The 22,557-nt window shown below is 74.0% G+C and carries 17 protein-coding genes and 2 pseudogenes; 6 read left to right on the top strand and 13 right to left on the bottom strand.

All coding sequences use genetic code 11. The features are described from left to right. Positions 1-3 precede the first annotated feature (3 nt). From ACFV4F_RS31125 to ACFV4F_RS31100, 6 genes and pseudogenes are all read right to left on the bottom strand, one after another. Positions 4-588, bottom strand: coding sequence for a GNAT family N-acetyltransferase (locus ACFV4F_RS31125; protein WP_380507470.1), 585 nt, complete (start codon positions 586-588; stop codon positions 4-6). Then, positions 585-1,877 carry a type III PLP-dependent enzyme gene (locus ACFV4F_RS31120; protein WP_380507467.1) on the bottom strand — a complete coding sequence of 431 codons (1,293 nt, stop codon included), beginning with the start codon at positions 1,875-1,877 and terminating at the stop codon, positions 585-587. The genes ACFV4F_RS31125 and ACFV4F_RS31120 overlap by 4 nt, the downstream gene beginning before the upstream one ends. A 20-nt stretch (positions 1,878-1,897) precedes the next feature. Further along, positions 1,898-3,214: a DUF6271 family protein gene (locus ACFV4F_RS31115; RefSeq protein WP_380507464.1), complete on the bottom strand. Its 1,317-nt coding sequence runs from the start codon at positions 3,212-3,214 to the stop codon at positions 1,898-1,900. A 1-nt stretch (position 3,215) separates the two neighbouring features. Next, positions 3,216-4,256 carry a YbiU family protein gene (locus tag ACFV4F_RS31110; RefSeq protein ID WP_380507461.1) on the bottom strand — a complete coding sequence of 347 codons (1,041 nt, stop codon included), beginning with the start codon at positions 4,254-4,256 and terminating at the stop codon, positions 3,216-3,218. A gap of 359 nt (positions 4,257-4,615) precedes the next feature. Continuing rightward, positions 4,616-5,074, bottom strand: a pseudogene (locus tag ACFV4F_RS31105) (radical SAM protein); the annotation flags it as partial. A 206-nt stretch (positions 5,075-5,280) separates the two neighbouring features. After that, positions 5,281-5,884: pseudogene (locus tag ACFV4F_RS31100) on the bottom strand (radical SAM protein); the annotation flags it as partial. A 173-nt stretch (positions 5,885-6,057) separates the two neighbouring features. Between ACFV4F_RS31100 and ACFV4F_RS31095 the strand changes: the two are divergent. Continuing rightward, positions 6,058-8,016, top strand: coding sequence for an FUSC family protein (locus ACFV4F_RS31095; RefSeq protein WP_380507459.1), 1,959 nt, complete (start codon positions 6,058-6,060; stop codon positions 8,014-8,016). Between the two features lie 104 nt (positions 8,017-8,120). Here the strand turns inward: ACFV4F_RS31095 and ACFV4F_RS31090 are convergent, their stop codons facing one another. After that, positions 8,121-9,524, bottom strand: a complete 1,404-nt coding sequence (locus ACFV4F_RS31090) for an amidase (protein ID WP_380445130.1) — start codon at positions 9,522-9,524, stop codon at positions 8,121-8,123. Between the two features lie 278 nt (positions 9,525-9,802). Between ACFV4F_RS31090 and ACFV4F_RS31085 the strand changes: the two genes are divergently transcribed. Next, positions 9,803-11,134 (top strand): cytochrome P450, encoded by a 1,332-nt coding sequence (locus ACFV4F_RS31085; RefSeq protein WP_380507456.1) that lies wholly within the window; start codon positions 9,803-9,805, stop codon positions 11,132-11,134. A 15-nt stretch (positions 11,135-11,149) separates the two neighbouring features. Here the strand turns inward: ACFV4F_RS31085 and ACFV4F_RS31080 are convergent, their stop codons facing one another. Both ACFV4F_RS31080 and ACFV4F_RS31075 read right to left on the bottom strand, forming a co-directional pair. Then, positions 11,150-11,719 carry a DUF421 domain-containing protein gene (locus ACFV4F_RS31080; protein ID WP_380507453.1) on the bottom strand — a complete coding sequence of 190 codons (570 nt, stop codon included), beginning with the start codon at positions 11,717-11,719 and terminating at the stop codon, positions 11,150-11,152. A 126-nt stretch (positions 11,720-11,845) separates the two neighbouring features. After that, positions 11,846-12,613, bottom strand: coding sequence for a LysR family substrate-binding domain-containing protein (locus tag ACFV4F_RS31075; RefSeq protein ID WP_380445159.1), 768 nt, complete (start codon positions 12,611-12,613; stop codon positions 11,846-11,848). Between the two features lie 158 nt (positions 12,614-12,771). Between ACFV4F_RS31075 and ACFV4F_RS31070 the strand changes: the two genes are divergently transcribed. From ACFV4F_RS31070 to ACFV4F_RS31060, 3 genes are all read left to right on the top strand, one after another. Further along, positions 12,772-14,805: a zinc ribbon domain-containing protein gene (locus tag ACFV4F_RS31070; protein ID WP_380507450.1), complete on the top strand. Its 2,034-nt coding sequence runs from the start codon at positions 12,772-12,774 to the stop codon at positions 14,803-14,805. Continuing rightward, positions 14,802-15,227 (top strand): DUF5997 family protein, encoded by a 426-nt coding sequence (locus ACFV4F_RS31065; protein WP_380507447.1) that lies wholly within the window; start codon positions 14,802-14,804, stop codon positions 15,225-15,227. Before ACFV4F_RS31070 ends, ACFV4F_RS31065 begins: the two co-directional genes overlap by 4 nt. 207 nt (positions 15,228-15,434) lie before the next feature. Further along, positions 15,435-17,108, top strand: a complete 1,674-nt coding sequence (locus tag ACFV4F_RS31060; protein ID WP_380507445.1) for a DUF885 domain-containing protein — start codon at positions 15,435-15,437, stop codon at positions 17,106-17,108. A 103-nt stretch (positions 17,109-17,211) separates the two neighbouring features. Here the strand turns inward: ACFV4F_RS31060 and ACFV4F_RS31055 are convergent, their stop codons facing one another. Further along, positions 17,212-18,090: a hypothetical protein gene (locus tag ACFV4F_RS31055; RefSeq protein ID WP_380507442.1), complete on the bottom strand. Its 879-nt coding sequence runs from the start codon at positions 18,088-18,090 to the stop codon at positions 17,212-17,214. Between the two features lie 361 nt (positions 18,091-18,451). Between ACFV4F_RS31055 and ACFV4F_RS31050 the strand changes: the two genes are divergently transcribed. Continuing rightward, complete coding sequence (locus tag ACFV4F_RS31050; protein WP_380446560.1) at positions 18,452-19,180, top strand: hypothetical protein; 729 nt, start codon at positions 18,452-18,454, stop codon at positions 19,178-19,180. Positions 19,181-19,216: 36 nt separating this feature from the next. Here ACFV4F_RS31050 and ACFV4F_RS31045 read toward each other — a convergent pair whose 3' ends face one another. The 3 genes from ACFV4F_RS31045 to ACFV4F_RS31035 all read right to left on the bottom strand — a co-directional run bounded on the left by ACFV4F_RS31045 (position 19,217) and on the right by ACFV4F_RS31035 (position 22,548). Continuing rightward, on the bottom strand, positions 19,217-20,578 hold the full coding sequence (locus ACFV4F_RS31045; protein WP_380507439.1) for a glycosyltransferase: 1,362 nt from the start codon (positions 20,576-20,578) through the stop codon (positions 19,217-19,219). A gap of 69 nt (positions 20,579-20,647) precedes the next feature. Next, positions 20,648-21,253 carry a response regulator gene (locus ACFV4F_RS31040; protein WP_380446555.1) on the bottom strand — a complete coding sequence of 202 codons (606 nt, stop codon included), beginning with the start codon at positions 21,251-21,253 and terminating at the stop codon, positions 20,648-20,650. Next, positions 21,250-22,548 (bottom strand): sensor histidine kinase, encoded by a 1,299-nt coding sequence (locus ACFV4F_RS31035; protein ID WP_380507436.1) that lies wholly within the window; start codon positions 22,546-22,548, stop codon positions 21,250-21,252. The genes ACFV4F_RS31040 and ACFV4F_RS31035 overlap by 4 nt, the downstream gene beginning before the upstream one ends. Positions 22,549-22,557 lie beyond the last annotated feature (9 nt).

Here is a 22,557-nt window from a genome sequence, read left to right as displayed (position 1 = left end):
GCATCAGCCCAGTTCGGTGGCGAGGGTGGGGACGGCGGTGAGGTCGGTGAGGGCGGGGAGGGCGTTAGCGCCGGCGGGCCGCAGCGGCATCGCCATGTAGACGGCCCCGGGCCCGTAGCTCTCCGGCAGGCCGATCTCGGGCCGGGCGCGGTAGCCGAGCCGGGCCCACACGGCCTGGGCGCCGAGGACGGCGACCAACGAGACCGTCCGGTAGCCGGCCGTCCGCGCGGTGTCGTGCAGGTGGCGCATCAGGCGCGGCGCGAGGCCCCGGCCGCGCAACTCCTCGGCGATCACCAGGTCGTGGGCGTGCAGGTTGCTCGGCCTCGCGCCCGGCCCCGCGGTGCCCGGCCGTTCGCCGAGGCTCAGGTCCGGGCTGCGGAACAGCGGGTAGGGCAGGGCGAGCAGGTAGCCGCCGACGCCGCCGGTGTGCTCCAGCACGTAGCAGGTGCCGGGCGAGGCGGCGTGCCGGGAGCGCAGCGCCTCGCGGCCCTCGGAGAGGCCGTGGTCGGCGTAGGCGCGGGCCTCCAGGGCGACGATGGCGTCCCAGTCCCCTTCCCGCACCGGGCGGATCCGGATGTCGGCGCTCACTCGCCGCCTCCTATGCAGCTGTACGGGAGCGGTTCGAAGCCGTTGAACCCGCGGGTGGCGTAGGCGGTCGCGTACGCGCCGCACGCGTGCACCCACACCGGGTCGCCGGAGGCGATCGCGCGGGGCACCCGGACGAGTCCGTCCTCCAGCACCCGGTACGCGTCGTCGCTGTCGCAGGTCGGGCCGGCGACGACGGCGTTGACGAACTGGCCGCCGGGGTGGGTCGGGAATTCCAGGCGGTACTGCAGCTCGTCCATCTCGTACAGGCCGTTGAACTTGCCGCAGCTCAGGTAGAGCCAGTCCTCCCGGGTGCCGTCGAGCTGGCGGCGGGAGGTGAGCCGGGCGACGTGGGCGCGGATCGCGCCGTGGTCGGCGACCAGGTGGCGGCCGGGCTCGATGATGAACTCCACCGGTCCGGAGGAGAGTTCGCGCAGCCGGTCCATGCCTTCGCGGATGACGGCGAACATCTTGTCCAGCGGCGGGTGCAGCGGCCGGCCGCTCCGGTCGAGCACCCCGAGGGCCGGGAGGCCGCCGCCGAGGTTGATGGTCGCGGGCGTGATGCCCCGCCAGTTGAGCGCCTCGACGACGGCGGCCAGCGCGTCGATCGCGGCGTGCCAGGCCTCGGCGGTCATCTGCTGCGAGCCGACGTGCACGGACAGGCCGGACGGGGTCAGGCCGGCCGCGCGGGCCGCCTCCAGCACCCGGACGGCGTCCTCGGGCGAGCAGCCGAACTTGCGGCTGAGGCCCCAGAGCGCACCCTCCCCGGTGGTCGCCAGGCGGCAGAACACCCGCGAGCCGGGGGCGTGTTCGGCGATCGCCTCGACGTCCTCCAGGCAGTCGGTGGCGAAGTCGCGCACGCCGAGCCGGTAGGCCTCGGCGATGTTCGCGTCGGACTTGACGGTGTTGCCGTAGTGGATCCGCTCGACGCCCGCGCCGGTGCGCAGCGCCTGCGCGATCTCCTGCGGGGAGGCCGCGTCGAAGCCGGCGCCGAGGCCGGCCAGGCGGGCGAGGACCTCGTCGACCGGGCAGGCCTTGAGGGCGAACCGGACGTCGACGCCCGGGAGTTCGGCCGTCAGGGCGGCGTACTGGGCGGCGATGCCGTCGAGGTCGTAGATGATCCGGTCGTCGGTGGCGGCGGCGAGCGCGGCGCGCAGTGCCGAGGGGTCGTGGACGGGGGCGGGTGCGTCGGAGCCCTGCGGGAGGGCGCCCTGGAGGGAGGAGCGGTGCGGGGCGTGCGGGTGCACGGTCGTATGGAGCTTCGCGGCCGGTTCGGCAGTCTCGCGTGACATGTGGGTGCGGCTCCTGGTCGCTAGCACGGCAGCCGGTCGGCTGGGGTGGCCCGGCTCGCCCGTACGAGCGGACCCCACGCGTCGGTCAGCAGCGCGAAGTCCTCGATGTCCGCCTGCGCCTCGTCGAGCAGGTCCGCCCGCAGGGGTGCCAGGTGGTCGGCGAACTCGGCGTACTTGCCGCCCAGTTGGCGGTAGCAGCGGTCGAGGACGGCGAGCCGTCGGTGGTTCTCCGCGCGGTCGGTCGCGGCGCTGCGGCGGGCGGCGTCGGCGATGACGTCCGCGCGCACGCGGTGGCCGGCGTCGAGCAGGGCGTCGCCGGCGGCCTCCATCTCGGAGTAGACCGGGTAGAGGTAGAGCATGGAGAGCAGGAACTTCGCGAAGCGCAGCTGGTAGGCGGTGAAGCCGGCGCCGGTGCGCCGTTCCGGCGTGTAGTAGTTGACGATGTGCCGGTTGTGGACGACGCCGGGCAGGGTGGCGTCGCGGACGAGGTGCAGGAGGAAGTAGTCGCTGCCGATGGTCGCGGTGGCGGGCGGCAGCGGGACGCGCTCGTAGACCTCGCGGTCGAGGGCGATGTTGCACATGTCGACGCGCCAGATGTCGGGCAGGTCGAGGACGGCGCGGTCGTGGGTGAACGGTTCGCTGCCGGCCCCGGCGAAGGATTCGGCGACGAGTTCGCGCCGCTCCTCCTCGGTGGCGCCGGTGGGCGCCCAGAGGCCGACGACCTCGTGGTGGACGTCGGGGTCGGCTTCGCGCATCTCGCCGATGTCGACGGAGGGTTCACCGATGAAGGAGGCGCCGACGAGGCTGACCGGCTTGTCCGCGTGGGCCGGGTCGAGGGTGTTCCCGGTGACGGATCCGGCCGCGTCGGCGGCCCGCCGGCCGAGGGTGGCGAGTTCGTGGTCGACGGGGAACACCGGTTCACCGTCGAGGAGTTGGTAGCGACTGTCGGAGTCGCGGCGGTGCACGGAGGTGCATCCGAGGGCGGCGGCGATCAGGAACGCGCGGTTGGTGCAGGCGCCGTAGGACACGGCGTCCGGCAGCATGAGCTCCAACAGGTGCTCCGCGTCCGGGAGTTCGGAGCGCACGATGACGTCCCACAGGAAGGCGCGCTGGGTGTCCTCGTCGAGGTGGTGGACGACGACGTGCTCCGTCGCGGGGAGCGCGGCGACGGCCTTGGCGTGCTCGTCGTACGTCGGCCCGTCCGCGGAGTCCAGGATCAGCAGGTGCACCTCGACGTCGAACGCCCGTGCCGCGTGGGCGGCTTCGGCACCGGTCGCGGCGATCGTCCCGGCGCAGGCCCGGTTGGTCGGCAGGGTCAGGCAGATTCTGCGCCGCACGCTACTCCCCCGCCCCGGCGGACTCCCCGCCGTTCCAGGACCTGAGCCCGAGCAGCTTCTCGCCCAGTTCCGTGAGCTCGGCGGGGCCGTAGCGCAGCGCCTCGGGCTTGTCGGCGTCGCCGACGAGGGTGCGGTTCCAGTCCGGCGTGCTCAGGGTGCGCCAGGAGTCGACGCGCGAGCGGCGCATGTCCTCGGCCTCCTCCAGTGCGGGCATCATCGACAGGTACTGCACGGCGCGGACGCCGGCGGCGGAGGTGTTGCGCTCGACGCCGTGGGCCAGCAGGCCGTTCCAGATCAGCAGGTCACCGGCCTGCAACTCGGGGCGGACGACCGGGAATTCGGTGCGGTCGACGTCCGGGCGGAGCGGGTCGCGGTCGGCCGACTGGGCGGCCTGCCACGCGTTGAACCGGCGGAACAGCTCCGGGTCGCACTGGAAGCCGCCGTGGTCGGGCTCGGTGTCGTTGAGCGCGATGATGCCCTGGACGCGCTGCGGCAGCATGCCGAGCGTGGTGTCGACGTCCCAGTGCAGCTCGATGTCGAAGCCGCGGTCGGTGGGTTCGATGAGCGCGCGGTCACGGTTGCGGACGTTGGGCGGGTTGAGGTTGAGCCGGTCGAGGGTGACCCACAGCTCCTCGCAGTCCCACACGTCGACGAAGGCGTCGTAGACCCGCTGCGACTGGCGGCTGTCCCAGATCAGCTGGTGGTGGTAGGCCTCGACGAAGCCGTAGATGTGCAGGTGCTGGTCGAGCTCGTCGCGGTAGTCCCGCTCCCGGTACCAGTCCTCGGGCCGGTCCGGGGACAGGCCCTGGAAGTCCCAGGCGAAGTCGAGCAGGCGCCGGGCCGCGTCGGCCGGGACGGCCTCCTTCACGACGACGTAGCCGTACGTCCGCCAGAACTCCAGGTCCTCCTCGGACAGGACGCGCAGCGGCCGGGTCTTCCGGATGTCCCGCAGGGCGGTCTGCGCGAGGTAGGACTCTCCGTCCGCGGAGAAGTAGGGGCGTTCGGAGGCGGCCCGGTGCAGATATCCGTCAGGCTTCGGCATGAGCAAGTCACTCCATGGTTCGTGTTCGGCGCAGCGCTTCCCCGATGGACGAGTGCGGGCGCGATGGACCGGAATTCTCACCAGGTCGGGCGGCCAACTCGTCGGCGCGGCAGGGCACCTCACCCCGCCTCAGCCGTCGCCGAACGGCGCGTCACCTACGTTGGACTAGACCAACTAATGGTGTCAACCCTCAACCGCGGATTGCCAATAGGGAAATCCACGCAGCTCAAGGCCACCGCCACGGTTCGCTTTATGTTTCGCCGAGGGACATAACCCCGGAGGTATTGTTTCGGAAATTGACATAAAAACGGCCGCCCGGGCGTGAACCCGGACGGCCGTCGGTACGTTGCGGCGGGCGCCTACCCCGGCAGCGAGTCCATGAAGGAGCTCACGGAGAACACCGCCTTCCCCGCCCCCGCGGGCCCGTAGCCGGGCGGGGACGACAGGCCGAACTCCTCCAGCGTCGCCCGGTAGGCCCGGAGCAGCCGGATGTGGTACTCCAGCGGCGCGCCCAGCGGATTGCCCCTCCCGAGCGGCGTCGTCGGCTCCGGGCACCAGGTCGTGAAGCGCGGCACGACGCCGTGCGACATGAAGAACCGCAGCCCCTCCCGCGTGGAGGCGATCGCCTCGTCCACCGTCGCGAACCCGAACGGCCTCGCCATCTCGATGCCGGCGACGAAGTTGGGGATCACGTTCGACGGCCCGAAGACCTCCGCCGACTCCAGGATCCGCCGGTGCCACTCGTCCCGCCCGACGTAGCGCTCCTTGCCGGGGCAGTGCAGCTCGAACAGCCGCTTGTCCCACACCTCGCCCCCGGGAACAGATCACCCTTGCGGGTGACGATACGTAACAGGCTGCTGAGGTAACCTCGTTGAGCCGTCGACGACAGCCAAGGCGATGGCATTGCTGTACGGCCGCCGGGTAGGCGGATGCAGGGCGTGGAGACCTCCAGCGAGTGAGCGGGTCCGTGAAGCGCCAACCAGGACGGCGGGTAACCGCCCGACCAATCCAGCCGCAGCGCCGGAGGGAATCCCCGCCGCACAGCGGGGAGGATGCCAAGTCGCAGAACTGGCACTCCTGTTGGTGCCGTAGTTCTGGCAGACCCGGAAGCCGGTGTTGGAGCTAGTCCCACAGGATGGTCGGGGCCACCTCCATCACCGGCTTCCCTTCTCCAGCGTGTGCCGGTAGTAGTCCGGCATCGGCGGCAGGCCCACGTCCGCGATCCGCGCGCCGTCCAGGTACAGCCCGAGCGCGCCGTCCTCGCCCGCGCCCACCCGGTACGGCGAGTCGGGGTTCACCCGCACCGACACCACCGTGCGGCGCAGCCCGTACGGACCGCCGGTCAGCACGATCTCCTCCGGCGGCCGGTTGAGCGCGGCGGCGCCGAGCTCGGGCAGGGTGCGGTGGTCGAAGGAGAAGATGAAGTACGACTTCGGCTTGACCTCCCCCGTGCCGTCCCCGCCGCTGCTGCTCAGCGCGGACTCGTCGAAGGCCATGCCGCCGCGCAGCAGGTCCTCCTTGATCACCGCCTCGCGCGGCACGTCGGGGAACCGCTCCATGAGGTCCTCGACCAGTGCCGTCCGGCTCCGTGCGCTGTCCACGCCGTCCACGCCGTCCACGCCGTCCATCCGCCGTACTTCCCTTCCGGCCCCGCGACACCGGGGGCACGAAGATCGTCCGCGCCCATCCTGGTGACCGGACGCCGTGCCACGCTTCGGTCTGCGGTCCCCCTCACGCTACGACTCCTGACGTAGGCCGCGTTCCGGGGGCCCGGCCCGGCGGTTCGCCGTAGTTTTTTCCCATGGCACGCCGCTCCCGAGCCGCCCGGCTCGCCCCGCCCGGCTGGCTGACCGCGGGGCTGCGGCCCGCCCGTGCCCCGATCCCGTGGGCCGCGGCCGCCCGGGCCTCGGTGGCGCTCGCCGCGCCGCTCGCCGTCGGGACGGCCGCAGGACGGCCCGGGTACGGGGCGCTGGTGTCGATGGGAGCGCTGTCCGGCGTCATCGGGGACACCGCGGACGCCTACCGGATGCGGGTGTTCAACATCGCCGTGCCGCAGCTGTTCGGCGCCCTCGGCGTCCTGCTGGGCACCCTGGTCTTCCACGAGGGCTGGACGGCCGTCGTCGCGCTCACGCTGATCGCGCTGGTCTCCGGCATGATCTCGTCGATCGGCGCGGTCGCGTCGGTGTCCGGGCTGCTCCTGCTGCTCAACGCCGTGGTCGGCGCGGGTCTGCCACTGCCGTCCCCGTGGTGGCTGCCGCCGGTGCTGCTCCTGGCGGGCGGCGGGGTCGTGCTCGTCCTCACCCTGCTCGCGTGGCCGCTGCGCGGCGGCACGCCCGAGCGCGCGGTCGTCGCCGGGACGTACCGGGCCGTCGCCGAGCTCCTGGAGGCCACCGGCTCCCCCGGCTACGACGCGACGCGCCAGGCCCTCACCCAGTCGCTCAACCACTCCTACGACCTGCTGCTCGCCCGCCGGGCCCGGCGGCACGGCCGCTCGCCCACCCTCGTGCGGCTGCTCGCCCAGCTCAACGCGGTGATCCCGGTGGTCGAGGCGGCCTCGGCGGCCCAGCTGCGCCCGAGCGACCTCGGCCCGCTGCCGGCCGCCTACCCGGCGGCGGTGCGACGGCTCGCGGACGCCGTCGAGGCGGGCCGCACCGGGCCGTCCCCCGCGCTCGCGCTCCCGGAGCCCGCCGGTCCTTCCACCCGGGCGCTGGACGAGGCCATCGGCCACGCCGCCACCGTCGTGCGGGAGGATGCGCCGGACCCGTACGCCGCCGACGACCGCCTCGGCCGGCCCGCCGGGCTGCACGAACGGGCCCGGCGGGCGGCGCGCGCCCTGCTGCTGTCCGGCGCGTCCTGGCGGTACGGGCTGCGGCTCGCGCTGTGCATCGGCCTCGCGCAGGTGCTGGTGTCGGTGATCGCGGTGCCCCGCTCGTACTGGGTCACGCTCACCGTCACGTTCGTCATGAAGCCCGACTTCGGCTCGGTGTTCTCCCGGGCGGTGCTGCGCGCCTTCGGCACCGCGGCCGGACTGCTGATCGCGATCCCCGTGCTGGCCGAGGTGCCGCACGGCTGGTGGGACGTCCCGGTGATGGCGGCGCTCGCGACGCTGATCCCGGCGCTGTCCGCCAAGGGGTACGCGTTCCAGACGGCGGCCATCACACCGGTGATCCTCATGCTCTCCGACCTGCTCAACCACCAGGGCTTCCACCTCGTGCTGCCCCGGCTCGTCGACTCGCTGATCGGCTGCGCCATCTCGCTGCTGGCCGGCTACCTGCTGTGGCCCGAGTCCTGGCACACCCGCATCGGGGACCGCCTGGCCGAGGCCGTCGCGGACACCGCCTCCTACGTCTCGCTCGCCTTCACCACCGGCCCCGGCCGCGACGAGCCCGCCCGCGCCCGCTACCGGCGGCGCCTGTACCGGGACCTCTCCGCCGTGCGCACCGAGTTCCAGCGCGCGCTCACCGAGCCCCCGCCGGTCGGTGCCCGGGCGCAGGCGTGGTGGCCGCTGGTGATCGCCGTCGAGCGGATCGTCGACACCACGACCGCGACCAGGGTCCGCGTCGAGCACGGCGCGCCCGTCCCCTCCCGGGCCGAGGTGGCCGCGGTCACCCGCGAGCTCGGCGACCTGGCCGAGGCGCTGCGCACCGGCACCGCCCTGCCCGCCGCCGCCGTGGAGGCGCCGCTGCCGCCGGACTGCGCCCTGTTCCGCGTCCACCACGAGGTCCGCGCGGCCAGGGCGGTGGCGGCACCGGCCGGGTAGGACCTGAGGCCGGGCACGTCGGAGGATCGGGGGGGTCAGCGCCTCGGCAGGCTCGGCACCCACTGGTCGCGCGGCGTCCGGCGCCGCTCGCGGCGGCCGACCGCTCAGTCCTGGATGCGGCGCCAGGGGCGGTCGGCCTCCAGGGCGAAGGCGAGTTCCAGGAGGAGGCGCTCCTGGCCGTGGGCGGCGGAAAGGTGGACGCCGATCGGGAGGTCGTTCTGGGCCGCGCCGGTGGGCAGGGCGATGCCGGGGCCGCCGGTGACGTTGTTGACCGGCGTGAAGGCGACATAGCGCAGCAGCCGCTCGATCAGCTCGTCGAAGGCGACGTTCGGGCTCAGGTGCCCGATCGGCGGGGCGACGTGGGCGAGCACCGGGGACAGGACCGCGTCGTGGGTGCGGAAGATGTCCGCGTACGTGGCCTCCGCGGCCCGCAGGCGGCGCAGCACGCCCGGGGTGCGGCGGAACTCGCGCTGGTAGCCCCGGCGCAGGCCGGTGGTGAGGCCGTCGAGGTCGCGGGCGCGGAAGCCGGGGTCGTACATCAGCTTGCCGGTGACGGAGATCGCCCAGGCGATGTAGCCCCAGTAGGAGACGAAGTCGCGGGAGAACCCCTCGTCGAAGGGCAGGGTCGTCGGTTCGACGTGGTGGCCGAGGGCCTCCAGGCGGGCGGCGGTCTCCTCGACGGCGCGGCGGGTGGGTTCGTCGGTCTTGGCGATCGGCGAGTCCACCACGAGGCCGATCCGCAGCTTGCGCCGCCCGGGGCCCTCGACCAGGCCGACCGGCGGCAACTGCGGGTCGGCGCGGTGCCGTTCGGCGGCGGCGAGGAACGCGGCGGTGTCCCGCACGGAGCGGGTGACGACGCCGTCGGTGACGATGTCGAGCGGCAGTTTGCCGCTCTGCGCGTTGGTGACCAGCCGGCCGCGGGTGGGCTTGAGGCCGACCAGGCCGCAGCAGGCGGCGGGGATGCGGATCGACCCGCCGCCGTCGTTGGCGTGCGCGATCGGGACGACGCCGGAGGCGACCAGGGCGGCCGCGCCGCCGGAGGAGGCGCCGGGCGAGTGCGAGGGCTTCCACGGGTTGCGGACGGGCTGGGCGGTGGCGAACTCGGTGGAGGCGTTGAGGCCGAACTCGGGCATCCGGCTCTTGCCGAGGACGGCGAGGCCGGTGGCGAGGAACTGGTCGGTGAAGCGGGCGTTGCGCCGGGCGGGCCGGGCCCGGTAGGCGGCGCTGCCGTTGGCGGTGGGCAGGCCGCGCAGGTCGACGTTGTCCTTGAGGTAGGTCGGGACGCCCCACAGCGGCCCGCCGATGCCCTCGCGGCTGATCCGCGGCCGGTCGTGGGAGTCGTGGGCGAGGGGCAGCAGCGTGTCGTCGACGCGGGCGGCGCGGGCGACGGCCGCGGCGACCAGCTCCCGGGGGTTGACCTCGCCGGCGCGCACGAGGGCGGCGAGCGCCACCGCGTCGTGCTCGCCGAGGGCGTCGTCGGTGAACGCGTGGACCCGCTCGTCGGCCATCCCAACTCCCCAATTCCTACTGACCGGTAGTCTCGCAAGAGGTTGGCAGTCTAGGCGTGCGACGGCGCCCGCGGATAGCCCCGCTCCGACCCGGCCGACCGCCCCGCCGACCACCCTGCCTGCCACCCCTCCGGCCGGCCCCGGGCCAACCCCCGGACGGCGCACGGGTGTTCGGCGCACGCCCCCGTGTTCACCAGCCCGCCGCCCGGCGCTCGTTTCGCCGACTCCCGCCGGGGAAGCTGCCGGTCACCTGCCCCCGCACCCCCAAGGTGACGCCCGTGCCCACCCAGTACACCTCGGCCACCGCCCCCGGCGCCCTGCCCCTGCTCGGCCACGTCCCGGCCTTCGTCCGCCGCCCGTACGCCTTCGTGGCCGGCCTGCCCGCCCACGGCGACCTCGTGCGGCTGCGGCTCGGCCCGATGGACGCGTACGTCGCCTGCCACCCGGACCTCGTCCGCCGCATGCTCACCGAGGACCGCACCTACGACAAGGGCGGGCTCGTCGTCGACAAGGCCCGCGAGGTCTTCGGCGACGGCCTCGCCACCTGCCCCGCCGCCGCGCACCGCCGCCAGCGCCGGATGCTCCAGCCCGCGTTCCACCGCGACCGGCTGCCCGGCTACGCCGCGATGATGGCCGACGAGATCGCCGGCGTCACCGCGCCCTGGCGCGACGGCGAGGTGGTCGACGTCCCCGCCGCCATGTACCGCCTGACCACCGCCGTCACCGCCCGCTGCCTCTTCGCCGCCCACGAGCGGGCCGGGGCCCTGCCCGTCCACCGGGCCATGGACGTCGTCACCCACGGCGTCGCCCGGCGGATCATGATGCCGCTGCCCGGCGCCGACCGGATCCCCACCCCCGGCAACCGCCGCTACCACCGCGCCCGCGCCGACCTCGCCGAGATTACCCGCCGCCTCATCGCCGACTACCGCGCCGCCGGCACCGACCACCACGACCTGCTCTCGATGCTGCTCGCCGCCCGCGACGAGGACGGCAGCGGGCTGACCGACGAGGAGATCCACGACCAGGTGATCACCTTCCTGCTCGCCGGGATGGAGACCACCGCCGCCACGCTCTCCTGGACCTGGACGCTGCTCGCCGCCCACCCGGCGGTCCGCGAGCGCCTGCACGCCGAGCTCGACACCGTCCTCGACGGCCGCCCCGCCCGCCACGAGGACCTGCCCGCCCTGCCGCTCACCGCGCGCGTCGTCAGCGAGACGCTGCGGCTCTACCCGGTCTCGTGGCTCCTCAGCCGCGTCGTCACCGGGGACGGCACCGAGCTGGGCGGGCACCACGTCCCGGCCGGGGCGACCATCCTGTTCAGCCCCTACCTGCTTCACCGCCGGGCCGACCTGTTCCCGTGCCCCGACCGCTTCGACCCCGACCGCTGGCTCGACACCGCCCGCCCCACCCTGGGCACCTACGCCCCCTTCGGCGCCGGGGCCCGCCGCTGCATCGGGGACGCGTTCGGGACGACGGAGGCCGTCCTCGCCATCGCCACCATCGCCGCCCGCTGGACGGTCACCCCGGCCCCCGGCCGCCCCGTCCGCCCGATGCGCAGCGCCGCGATGTGCCCCCGCCCCTTCACGGCCACCCTCACCCGCCGCCGGTGACCGGGCACCGGCGGGTCAGGGCCGTCGGCCGAGGTCGGTCAGGAGGCGCTCGATCCTGTCCAGGCGCTGCCGGAGCTCCTCGACGTCCCCGCGGGTCGCACTCTGCTCGGCGGCCTTGAGGGTGACGAGGAGCTGGCCGTCGGGCTCCAGGCGGGCGCGGGCGACGCCGCTCACGTCGTCGCCGTTCTGGACCCGGATCGCGTGCTCCAGCTCGGACGGACGCAGCGCGAGCTCCCGCAGGGCGCCCGGGACGAGCTCGCCGTCCCGCACGACCGTCGTCGGCGTGCCCTCCAGCAGGCGGGCGGCGCGCGGGTCGCGGGCGAGCCAGCGGGTGACGGCCGAGTTGACCGCGATCAGCGTGACGGCCCCGATGGCGCCGCCGAGGAGGCTGTTGTCGTTGCCGATGATCGCGTTCTGGACGACGTTGGAGAGCAGGAAGACGACCACCATGTCGAAGGTGTTGAGGCCCGCGAGCCCGCGCTTCCCGGCGACCCGGAACAGGACCAGGATGAGCGCGTAGACGGCGATCGTGCGCAGGACCTTCTCGACGATCGGGATCTGGACGACTACCAGGTCGTGCCACACGGCCGCTCTCCTCGCACCCTCGGCTCCGCCCCGGGCGGGCGGGCGGGGCCGACGGTACGCGCCCCGCCGGGCCCCGGCCAGCACCCGGCCCGACCGGTACTCGCCCGGCCGGCACCCGGGAGCGGGCTACCGGCCGCGCCTCGGCTTGCCCCGCTTGGCGGCGGCGGCGTTCGGCCTCGGCTTCTGGCCGGACTTCTGCCCGGTCTTCTGGCCCGCCTTCTGGGGCTGCGGCTTGCGGGCCGCCGCCTTCTTCGGCTCGGCCTTCTTCGCCTCGGGGGCCGGGGCCGCGCCCCGCCCGCGCGAGCTGTTCACCGTCCGCCCCCGGACGATGCCGATGAACTCCTCGACCAGGTCCGTCGTCCGCTCCTGCGGCCAGGACAGCGCGACCTGCGACTGCGGCGCGTCGGCGACCGCCCGGAAGGTGAGGTCGCGCCGGTGGTGCAGCCGGGCGAGGGACTGCGGCACCAGCAGCACGCCGACGTTGGCCGCGACGAGCTCGATCGCGTCGCCGGTGGTGGCCGGGCGCTCGATGGCGGGGCGCCCGGGCAGGTCGGTCCAGCCGAGGGTGTCGTCCAGGGGGTGGAAGACGACGTCGTCGGCCAGGTCGGCGAGGGCGACGTCGTCCTCGGCGGCCGCGAGCCAGTGCTCCTTGGGGAAGACGACCACGGTGGTCTCGGTGTACAGCGGGATGGCGCTCAGCACGTCCTTGTCGACGGGCAGCCGCACCAGGCCGGCGTCCGCGTCGCCCTCCCGCAGGGCCCGCTCGCCGTCGGCGGCGGGCACCGCGAGGAGGTCGAGCGGGACGTCCGGGAGCCGTTCGCCCCAGACGCGCGCCCACTTGCCGGGGGTGACGCCGGGGACGTACGCGAGCCGGAAGGACGGGTTCACCTGCATGTCTGTCACAGGGCAAGGCTAACGAATTTGTTGAATGACCCACAGTGACCGTAGGCTCACTGCATGGAGCACCTTCGACCGTCAAGAGCCGTAAGGCATCCGGGTGTTCACCCGGTGGCGCTTCGGCCGTGGGCGGATTCGAGGAAGATCCCCGTGACGTGAGCCGGAAACCTCCACTCGCCGACGGCGAGACCTCCCGCACGGCGTGCGCCCGCATCATGATCCGCACGGGCGTGGAGGAGAAGACCGGCGAGATCATCCCGGTTCCCGCGCTGGCCGAGCGGATCGGGTGGTGCCTGGAACTCGTATCGCGCATGGCCGGGCGACTCGTCGCCGAGCACTGGAACACCCCCGACGTGCACATCCTGGCGTCCGGTGAGGACGCCGGGGGCCGCAAGCTGCCGCCCAACGCCTGGATGGCACTGCGCCGCCTCGGCTGGACCGTGGCCGCCCCGGCGAAGGTGAACGACCGGATCGTGCGCATGGCCCAGGAACAGGCCGGTCGCTCCCTGCGGGCGGTGGCATGGCGCGCCGGCCTGGTGTCCGGCGTCCTGGCAACGTGGCCGGGCGACCCGGCCGGACGCACCGCCGCGGAATGGGACGCGGTCCGCTCCGCCGTACCGGGCGGCGGGCATCTGTCGTCCGGTGTCATCAGGTCCCGCACCCGGCAGATCGCCGCATTCGAGCGCAGGAACGGCCGCCTTCCGGCAGATGTGTTCGAGCTGGAACCCACGCCCCGTGTGTCCCGCATGCTGCTGCTCGCCGCCTGCGACCGGCAGCAGGCCACCATCGAGCGCTGCGAGGCCGACCCGGCGAAGGCGATCCTGCGGTTGCAACTGCCCACACGGCCCGCCCCGGAGACATACGGGGACTGGGCGTGGGTGGCCTGCCCGATCGCGCTCCCGCCCACGATCCCGGCGAATGCCGTACTCCACCTGCCCACCTTGCGTACCGTCGACGGGAAGGTGCGGGCGGATCTCGCCCACACCCACCCGGTCCCCAAAGCCCGGCGGACCGGCCACACCGTGGCCCTCGGCGTGGACTGGGGCCTGAACACCCTTCTGTCCGCCGGGGCCGTCCGCCTCCACGACGACGGGAAGACGACCGCGCTCGGCACGGGCGCGCAGTTCCGGGCCGCCGGCGCGCTGGCCAAGCAGCACCGGCTCCGGCGGCAGTTCGAACGGCTGCGTGCCAAGGCCGATCACTATGCCCGGCTCGCCGATCCCGTCCTGGACGGCAAGCAGGCCACGCTGAACGAGGAGATCAGGCACATCTCGCAGCGCCGCTCCAACCTCAATGAGGCCCTGGCCTGGTCCGCCGCCCGCTGGGCTGTCGACCAGGCCGTCGCAGCCGGGACCAGCGTGATCTACCTGGAGGACCTGCGGTCGATGGAGGCGGGCGGCATGGGCCGCACTCAGAACACCCGACTGTCCCAGACCGTGCGCGGACTGATCACCGACCGCATGCGCCACCTCGCCTCCGGGGTCGGCATCGCCGTCGTCACCGTGCCACCGCGCAACACCAGCAAGCACTGCCCGTTCTGCCTCACCCCGCTGCGACACCGCAAAGCCCCGGACCGACCCACCGTGCCGGGATGGAAATGGGCGATCTGTCCAGACCCGCAGTGCGGCTGGCAGGGCGACCGCGACCAGGGCGCCTGGCGCAGGATCGCCGCACGCGGCCTCGCCCACCAGACCAAGACCGTCACCGCCCGCCCCGGCGACACCATGACGATCCACATGGTCGTGGACACGATGGAGGCCAAGGCCGTGATCACGGCCACCCCGAAGGCCCGGACGGACCGGTCGACGACCGGTCCCACCCGCCCGCGAACAACCCGCCTCACGCCCAGGCGACGTGAGGTTCCCTCCCCGGCCGGGCCAACGGGCCCGGCCGGCCAGCGTCCGGAGGGACACGCACCAACGGGCCGGACCCGGCTGCCCCGCGCAGCCCACCGGCACCAGGGCGTGACCACGATCAGCACAGCCGCCACGGGCCACCGGCCGCGCGGAGCGGCACTGGGCGCGGGCTTCCACCTGCACGCCCACGCCACCCCTCCCAGGTGGGAACCGAACCGACCGATCCCGCAACCGCAAGATCATGCAGGACCGCATCGGATTCCTCCGCTGATCAGAGACGCTACCGACCGTGACCGGAAGTGCCCGCGCGCTCCCTTACCCTTGTCCTCATGACATCGCTCAAGCAGAAGACCAGCCAGACCATGAAGCCGGCCACGGCGGCCAAGAAGCTGGGGATCTACCTCGACGCCGCCCCGGCGAGCTTCCAGGACGGCCCGGTCTCCCGCGAGGAGCTCACCGCCCTCCAGGCGAACCCGCCGCAGTGGCTCCAGGAGCTGCGCCAGAACGGCCCGCACCCGCGCCCGGTGGTCGCCGCCAAGCTCGGCGTCTCCATCGCGGGCCTGGCCCGCGGCGGGGTGACCGAGGCGCTCACCACCGAGCAGATCGACGCCCTCAAGGCGGAGAACCCGCTGTGGCTCCAGCACGAGCGCGCCAACCAGGTGGACGTCCGCAAGGAGACCGCCCGGATCAAGGCGAAGCACGAGAAGGAGGCCGCGGAGGCCGCTGCCAAGGCCGCGAAGGCCGCGAAGGCCTGACGCTCCCCGCCCCCGAAGAACCGATGCCGGCCCCGTCGCCCGAGAGCGACGGGGCCGGCATCGTCACATCCCGGACGAGCTGCGCAAACGGCACGCGGACCGGCGCGCGAACCGGCTGCATGAACGCGAACCGGCTGCATGAACCCGCAACGGCCAATGCCGTCCCAGGGGTTGCGGACCCCTGAGGTTTCGTCATAGGCACCTCTCATGAACGAGCAGACTCACCAGGCCGAACTCGCCGCGCTCGCCGAGGAGTACTTCGCCGCCGAGAACGCGCACGACCCGTTCGGCGCCACGCTCAGCGGGGTCGCGGGCCACGCCCACGAGGTGCCGGACCCGTCCCGGGAGGCCGCCCTGGAACACCGCGCGGTGCTGCAGGGCCTCGGGACGCGGCTCGCCGCGGTGCCCCTCGACGCCCTCGACGGCGAGGACCGCATCACGCACCGCGTCCTCGCCCGCCTGATCGACAACGGCACCGGCCGGATCACCCACGGACTCGCCGACTTCAGCATCTCGGCGACCATCGCGGCGCCCCAGAACGAGGCCTTCCAGTCCCTCGTCATGACCGCCGTCGACCAAGAGGGCGCCGACTCCTACCTGGAGCGCCTGGCCGGACTGCCCGGCTACTTCGACGCCTGCCTCCAGCGCTACCTCGACGCCGCCGTCGAGGGCCGCCGCCCGCTGCGCAGCGGCGTCGACGCCGCGATCGCCCAGCTCGACGGCTACCTCGCCGGGAGTCTCGCCGACGACCAGCTGCTGCGCCCGCTGCACGGCCGCCGCGAGGCGCTGCGCGCCGAGACGATCGTGCGCGACGGCGTGCGGCCCGCGGTGGCCCGCTACCGGGCGGGCCTGGCCCAGCGGCTCGCGGCCGGGGCCCGGCCGGACACCGAGGCCGGCGTGTGCCACGTGCCCGGCGGCACCGAGGGCTACGCGGACGCCGTCGGCCGCTACACCCGGCCCGGGCTCACCCCGGAGGAGATCCACCGGATCGGCCTGGACGCGGTGGCGGCGCTGCGCGAGGAGTTCGCCGAGCTGGGCGCCACGGTGCTCGGCGTCGTCGGCACCGACCGCGTGCTGGCCGCGCTGCGCGAGGACCCGGCCCTGCGGTTCGCCAGCGCGGCGGAGATCGTCGCCCTCGCCGACGACGCGCTGGAGCGGGCCCGCCTCGCGTCCGCCGGGTACTTCCGCGCCTACCCGATCGCCGACTGCGTGACCCGCGAGATCGACCCGATCGAGGCGGAGACCGCGCCGCTCGCCTACTACCAGCCGCCGGGCCCGGGCGGCCTGCCCGGCACCCACTGGATCAACACGCTGCGCCCGCACACCCGTTTCCGGTACGAGTACGAGGCGATCGCCTTCCACGAGAGCGTGCCGGGCCACCACCTGCAGATCGCCGTCGCCCAGACGCTGCACCACCTGCCGGAGTTCCGCCAGAAGCCGACCGGGCAGCTGACCGCGCACGTCGAGGGCTGGGGGCTGTACACCGAGCGGCTGGCGGACGAGATGGGGCTGTACAGCTCGGAGCTCTCCCGCTTCGGCATGCTGTCGCTGGACGCGCTGCGGGCCGTGCGGCTGGTGGTGGACACCGGGCTGCACCACTTCGGCTGGTCGCGGGAGCGGGCGATCGCCTACATGCGGGACAACACGGCCACGACGGAGGCCAACGTCCGCAACGAGATCGACCGGTACATCGCCTGGCCCGGTCAGGCCACGGCCTACCTGATCGGCCGCCGGGAGATCGTCCGGCACCGGGGGCGGGCGCGGGCGGCGCTCGGCCCGCGCTTCGACGTGAAGGAGTTCCACCACGAGGTGATCGGGCACGGCAGCCTGCCGTTGGGCGTGCTGGACGAGCTGATCACGGACTGGATCGCGGCGCACTGACGCCCGGGCCGCGGAGGGTGGGGGCGGCCGGTACGGGACCGGCTCCACCCGTGTGTTCGGCCCACCGGGCCCACCGGGCTCGGCGAGCGACTCAGCGCGCGACTCAGCACACCGGGATGAGCACCGTCAGGACGAAGGTGTGCGGGTCCGGGTTGGCCGGGGCCTCGTAGGTGAGCGTCGCGGCGATGCTCGTGCCCGGGCTCGCGGCCGGGTCGACCCGGAGCGCGAAGCCGCGGTTGTACTGGGACCACGTGTTGCCGACGATGTCGTCGCAGGTGGCCGTGGTGCCGTCGGCCGAGATCGCGCACTTGTTGTCACTCGGCGCGCTGTCGAGCCACTCGGAGCCGGGCGGGAGCCGGGCGGTCAGCCGGCCGCGCCACGGGTAGTCGGTGGAAGGGCCGAGGTTGCGCTCCAGCACCTCGAAGTCGGCCGGGTTGCCGGGCGCGGCGGGCTTCGGGGGCCGCCACATCTCCAGCACCGCGTCGGTGACGGGCGCGGAGGTGTCCCAGGACCAGGTGGTCGAGTTGTCGTTCGGGTTCTGGTCGGCGTCCCAGGTGACCACGGCGGTGCCGCCGGGGTAGGTCTTCGGGCCGGGGGTGGTGCTGATGGTCTCTCCGTAGAGCTTCTCCGTCTCGCAGGTGGCCGGTGCCAGCCCCTTGGCGACGGTGAAGCGGATCCAGTTCCAGCCGCCGTCCACCGGGCCCGCGTGATCGGTGGTCAGGCGCATCGACGGATCGGCGGGGCCGTTGACCACCAGGGTCGCCCCGTCGGCCGGCGTCTCGGAGCCGTTGTTGCAGACCGTCACCAGGATCGTCCCGACGGCGCCGGGCGCGGTCGGGAAGGACGGCGGGCTGACCTGGACGCTCAGGTCCTTGGCGTACGTCGAGCGGTGGGCCGGGCCGGCGGCGGCCTGGGCGGCCTGCGCGGCGGTGAGGGAGAGCGGCAGCAGGGCGGCTGCCGCGAGGAGGGCGGGGATCCGCATGGGGTGACTCCGGTCGGGGGGTCGGAGAGGGATCAGAGCGGGGGTCAGATCGGGGATCAGAGCGGGGAACGCCGGTGAACAGTCGTTCGGTGACGAAGCTACGCATGCTCGACGGGCCCCGCCCTTCGGTTACTCCGCCCGACGTCAGTCCCCTGACGGGCCCCCGGAACAGCACGCGACCGGCATCCGGGACGGCGGGCGGGACGGCGGGCGCGGCGGAACGATTCCGCACGCCGGGCCACGGCCTCCCGCGCCCGACGTGGCGTCACCCCTTTGGCCCCTTTGACACGGTAGTGTCCGCTGGCGCGGTATCCGGCGGCCCGCCGGCCCGCAGCTCACGCACACCCATCTGGAGGAACTCGTGCCGGCTCCCGCTCGCGGTGCCCTGGCCATAGCCGCGGCCGTCCTACTCGCCGCGGCCGCAGGCTGCTCGTCCAACACCGGACACACCGCCAAGCCCGCCCCCACCAGCGCGGCCGCCAAGGGCTCGGCCCCGGCGGCCGGCGACGCGGCCGCCGCGCACGCGATCCCGGTCGGCGTCGGCCCCAAGCCCTCGTACGACGTGCAGGCCCAGCCCGCCGCCGGCACCTGCAAGTACCACTACACCGCGGACAAGCAGCCGCTGCCGGACCCGAACTGCACCCCCGGCGCGACCAGCCCGGCGGTCACCCAGGCCAACCTCAACGACACCGTCTGCAAGCCGGGCGGCTACACCTCGGGGATCCGCCCGCCGGCGAACATCACCGGCAAGGAGAAGGCCGAGAACGCCAAGTCCTACGGCTACACCGGCCCGATGGGCGACGCCGAGTACGACCACCTGATCAGCCTGCAGCTCGGCGGCGACCCGAACGACCCGCGCAACCTGTGGGTCCAGCCGCCGTCCCCCGACCACGTCCCGGGCAAGGGTCCGAACAACCCCAAGGACACCGTCGAGACGCACCTGCACACCGCGCTCTGCAAGGGCCAGGCCACCCTCGCCGCCGTCCAGCAGGCCATCGCCGCCGACTGGACCACCGCCGAGGCCAAGCTCGGCATCGGCAAGGGCGGCGCGCCGGCCGCCGGACCGGACGCGGACGGCGACGACCAGTGAGCCGCCGCCCGTCCCGCCGCTGACGCCCGGTCCGGCTCAGCCCAGCGACTCCACCAGCTCGGCGACGGCGTCGAACGGCCGGTACTCCGCGAGCTCCGCGGCCAGCGCGCGGGCCCGCTCGCGGAACCGGCCGTCGGCCAGCACCTCGTCGACGGCCTTCGCGACGTCCGCGGCCTCCGGCCGCCCGGTGCGCAGGTCGAGCCCCGCGCCCGACCACTGCACCCGGGCCGCCACCTCGGGCTTGTCCTCGCTCGCGCCGCCGACCACCAGCGGCACGCCGTAGCGCAGCGCGGTGTGGACGCCGCCGTAGCCGCCGTTGCTCACCAGCACGTCGGCGTGCGGCAACAGCAGGTCGAAGGGCACGTAGCCGGCGGCCCGGACGTTGCCGGGCAGTGCGCCCAGGAGTTCGGTGAGCGCGGCCGGGCCGTCGGGGCGCGCGGTGGCGGCGACCACCAGCACGTCGCGGTCCGCCAGGGCGGTCACGGTGGGCGCGACGAGTTCGGTGAGGTCGCCGTTGGCGAGCGTGCCCTGGGTCACCACGACCACCGGGCGGGTGCCGTCCAGTTCCCGCCACCAGGCGGGCAGGCGGTGCTCGGCGCCGACGGCCGGCGGCAGCGCGCCGATCATCCGGAAGGTCTCCGGGGCGTCGCTGCGCGGGTACTCGAAGCCGGGCACGGTGAGCTGGAGGAAGTGGTCCGGCACCGTCACGAGGGCGTTGGCGCGCGGCCCGTCCGGCAGGGTGATCCCGAGGCCCGCGAACACCTCCTCGGCGTACCGCTGGAGCGGCTCGCCGCGCCGGTTCACCTCCTCGTACATCGCCCGGTTGCGCGCCCGGCCCTCCTCCCCCGGCAGGGGCGGCAGGGCGAGGCCGAACGGCGCGGTGTCGACGCTCTGGAACATCGGCGGGGCCACCCCGACGCCCACCACGGCGGGCCGCCGCGACCGGGGCCGGCTCAGCGCCAGCGCGAGCGCGCCCTGGAAGAACGCGTCCACCACCACCGCGTCCGCCGGGAAGCCGGCCAGCAGCTCCTCCAGCGCGCGGTACTGCGCCGGGACGGGGTCGGTGAAGACGTGCTTGACGTCGAACGCGATCCGCGCGGGCCCGGCCGGCAGCTCGGAGCGCCCCGGGAAGCGGGCGTCGAGGTCCCGGTCGTCGAAGTCCGCCTCCGCCGGCAGCGCCACGAAGCGCACCCCGGCCCGCTCCGCCGCCCCCGCGAACCGGCCGCCGCCGAGGAACACCACCTCGTGGCCACGGGCGGCGAGGTCGGCGGAGATGGCGAGCAGCGGGCCGACGTGGCCGTGTGCCGGTACGGCGGCGGTGATGATCCTGGACAGTGGAATCCCCCTCGGTCGGAAGCGTGCCGGGGCACCGCCGGCCGGCGGCCCCCGTGGACCCACCGTAGGAAAAGGTTGTTGACGATCGGTAAACGCCGCAGCCTCCGCCGCTCCGCCCCCGGCTCGGCGCGATCAGATCCAGCCGCGCTGGCGGGCGAGCTGGGCGGCCGCGTGGCGGTTCTCCACGCCGAGCTTGGTGGTGACGGAGGAGAGGTAGTTGCGGACGGTGCCCGGGGCGAGGGCGGCGCGCTCGGCGATCTCCAGGACGGGGGCGCCGTCGGCGGCGAGGGACAGGATGTCGGCCTCGCGGGCGCTCAGCGGCGAGGCGCCGGCGCTGATGGCGTCCGCGGCGAGGATCGGGTCGATGTAGCGGTGGCCGCCGTGGACGGTGCGGATGATGCTCGCGAGCTCCTGGGCGGAGACGGTCTTGGAGACGAACCCGGTGACGCCGCAGGCGAGGGCGCGCTTGAGGTGGCCCGGGAGGCCGTGGCTGGTGACGATCATCGTCCGGCAGTCCGGCAGGGCCTGGGCGAGCTCGCGGGCCACCGTGACGCCGTCGCGCTCGGGCATCTGGAGGTCCAGGACGGCGACGTCGGGCCGGTGGTGCAGGGCCATGGCGGTGGCCTCCGGGCCGGTGGAGGCCTCGGCGACGATCTCGATGTCGTCCTCGAAGGCGAGCAGGGCGGCGAACGCGCCGCGGATGAGGTGTTCGTCGTCGGCGAGCAGGACGCGGATCATCGGTGGCCTCGATCGGTCGGCGGTTCGGTCGGCGGTTCGGTCGGGGTTTCAGTCGGGGTTTCGGTCCGCGGTTCGGTCGGGGTTTCGGTCGGGGTTTCGGTCGGGGTTTCGGTCGGCGGGAGGAGTACCCGCAGGTGGTAGGTGCGGTCGGTGCCCGGTCCGTGGTCCAGGGAGCCGCCGAGCGGGGCGAGGCGCTCGGCGAGGCCGGCCAGGCCGCTGCCGCCGCCCGAGGCCGGGCGGTGGCCGCCGCCGTCGTTGGTGATGGTCAGTTCGGCGGCGCCATCGGCGGCGCCGGCGAGCGCGATGGTGCAGGTGCGGGCGTGGGAGTGGTGCAGGACGTTGGTGATGCCCTCGCGGACGACCCAGCCGAGCGCGGTCTGCGCGTCCTGGCCGAGCTCGGGGGCGCCGTCGCGCTCGATCCGGCAGGTGATGCCCGCCGCCTCCAGCACCGAGCGCGCGCCCTCCAGTTCGGTGGCCAGGTCGGTGGTGCGGTAGCCCTTGACCACCTCGCGGATCTCCTGGTGCAGGCTGCGGGTGAGCTTCTGCACCTCCGTCAGCTCGGCCTGCGCCTTCGGGTGCTCGGTGAGCCGCTGGACGAGCTCGGACTTGAGGGCGATCACCGAGAGGTTGCGCCCGATGATGTCGTGGAGGTCCCGGGCGAAGCGCAGCCGCTCCTCGGCCACCATGAGCCGGGCCTGGGTCTCGCGGGCCGCGTCGAGCTGCCACAGCACGGCGAGGAACCACAGCGAGGAGCGCATCAGCCCGCCGATGACCGTCCAGGTCGCGACGGTGAACGCCAGGACGGCCGGGCCGGCGGCGCGGTCGAAGGACCAGACGACGCCGGCCGTCGCGACCGAGCCGACCAGCGCCACGGCGAGGTAGCGGGCCTGGCCGAGCAGCGGCGAGAGCGCGAAGGCCGGCGGGATCGCGATCGCGATGGCGGCGATGACCAGGACGCGCGTGCCGTCGAGGTGCCCGGTGCCGTACGCGTACGGCAGCAGGCCGAGTTCGAGCACCGTCACGGCGGCCATCGCGCCGAGCAGCGCCCTGGGCCGGGCCGTCCGCCCGACGCTGTGCGCGATCGCCGTGGTGGCGCCGATGCCCTGCACCGCGGTGAGGGTCGCGATGCCCCACCCGACGACGGCCGGCGCCCCCGCTTCGTTGAGCCTGGCGAGCAGCGGCCACAGCAGTGCGGCGAGCAGCAGCCACGGCATCGAGCACAGCATCCACCGCGTCTGGACGGTCGCCTTCGCGACGTCGGTGCGGTAGTGCGTGGTCGTCTGCACGTCGGTCATCCTCCGTTC

It is taken from the genome of Kitasatospora sp. NPDC059722 (assembly GCF_042733235.1).
Classification (GTDB): domain Bacteria; phylum Actinomycetota; class Actinomycetes; order Streptomycetales; family Streptomycetaceae; genus Kitasatospora.
Note: the sequence above shows the minus strand (reverse complement) of the source record. Positions and strands in the feature narration are given on the sequence as shown.

Excerpts from the sequence above, each read along its gene's own strand:
- ACFV4F_RS31040 (WP_380446555.1), bottom strand. The coding sequence starts at position 21,253 with ATGATCCGCGTCCTGCTCGCCGACGACGAACACCTCATCCGCGGCGCG.
- ACFV4F_RS31075 (WP_380445159.1), bottom strand. The coding sequence starts at position 12,613 with ATGCAGGTGAACCCGTCCTTCCGGCTCGCGTACGTCCCCGGCGTCACC.
- ACFV4F_RS31065 (WP_380507447.1), top strand. The coding sequence starts at position 14,802 with ATGACATCGCTCAAGCAGAAGACCAGCCAGACCATGAAGCCGGCCACG.
- ACFV4F_RS31090 (WP_380445130.1), bottom strand. The coding sequence starts at position 9,524 with ATGGCCGACGAGCGGGTCCACGCGTTCACCGACGACGCCCTCGGCGAG.
- ACFV4F_RS31120 (WP_380507467.1), bottom strand. The coding sequence starts at position 1,877 with ATGTCACGCGAGACTGCCGAACCGGCCGCGAAGCTCCATACGACCGTG.
- ACFV4F_RS31055 (WP_380507442.1), bottom strand. The coding sequence starts at position 18,090 with ATGCGGATCCCCGCCCTCCTCGCGGCAGCCGCCCTGCTGCCGCTCTCC.
- ACFV4F_RS31110 (WP_380507461.1), bottom strand. The coding sequence starts at position 4,256 with ATGCCGAAGCCTGACGGATATCTGCACCGGGCCGCCTCCGAACGCCCC.
- ACFV4F_RS31095 (WP_380507459.1), top strand. The coding sequence starts at position 6,058 with ATGGCACGCCGCTCCCGAGCCGCCCGGCTCGCCCCGCCCGGCTGGCTG.
- ACFV4F_RS31035 (WP_380507436.1), bottom strand. The coding sequence starts at position 22,548 with ATGACCGACGTGCAGACGACCACGCACTACCGCACCGACGTCGCGAAG.
- ACFV4F_RS31060 (WP_380507445.1), top strand. The coding sequence starts at position 15,435 with ATGAACGAGCAGACTCACCAGGCCGAACTCGCCGCGCTCGCCGAGGAG.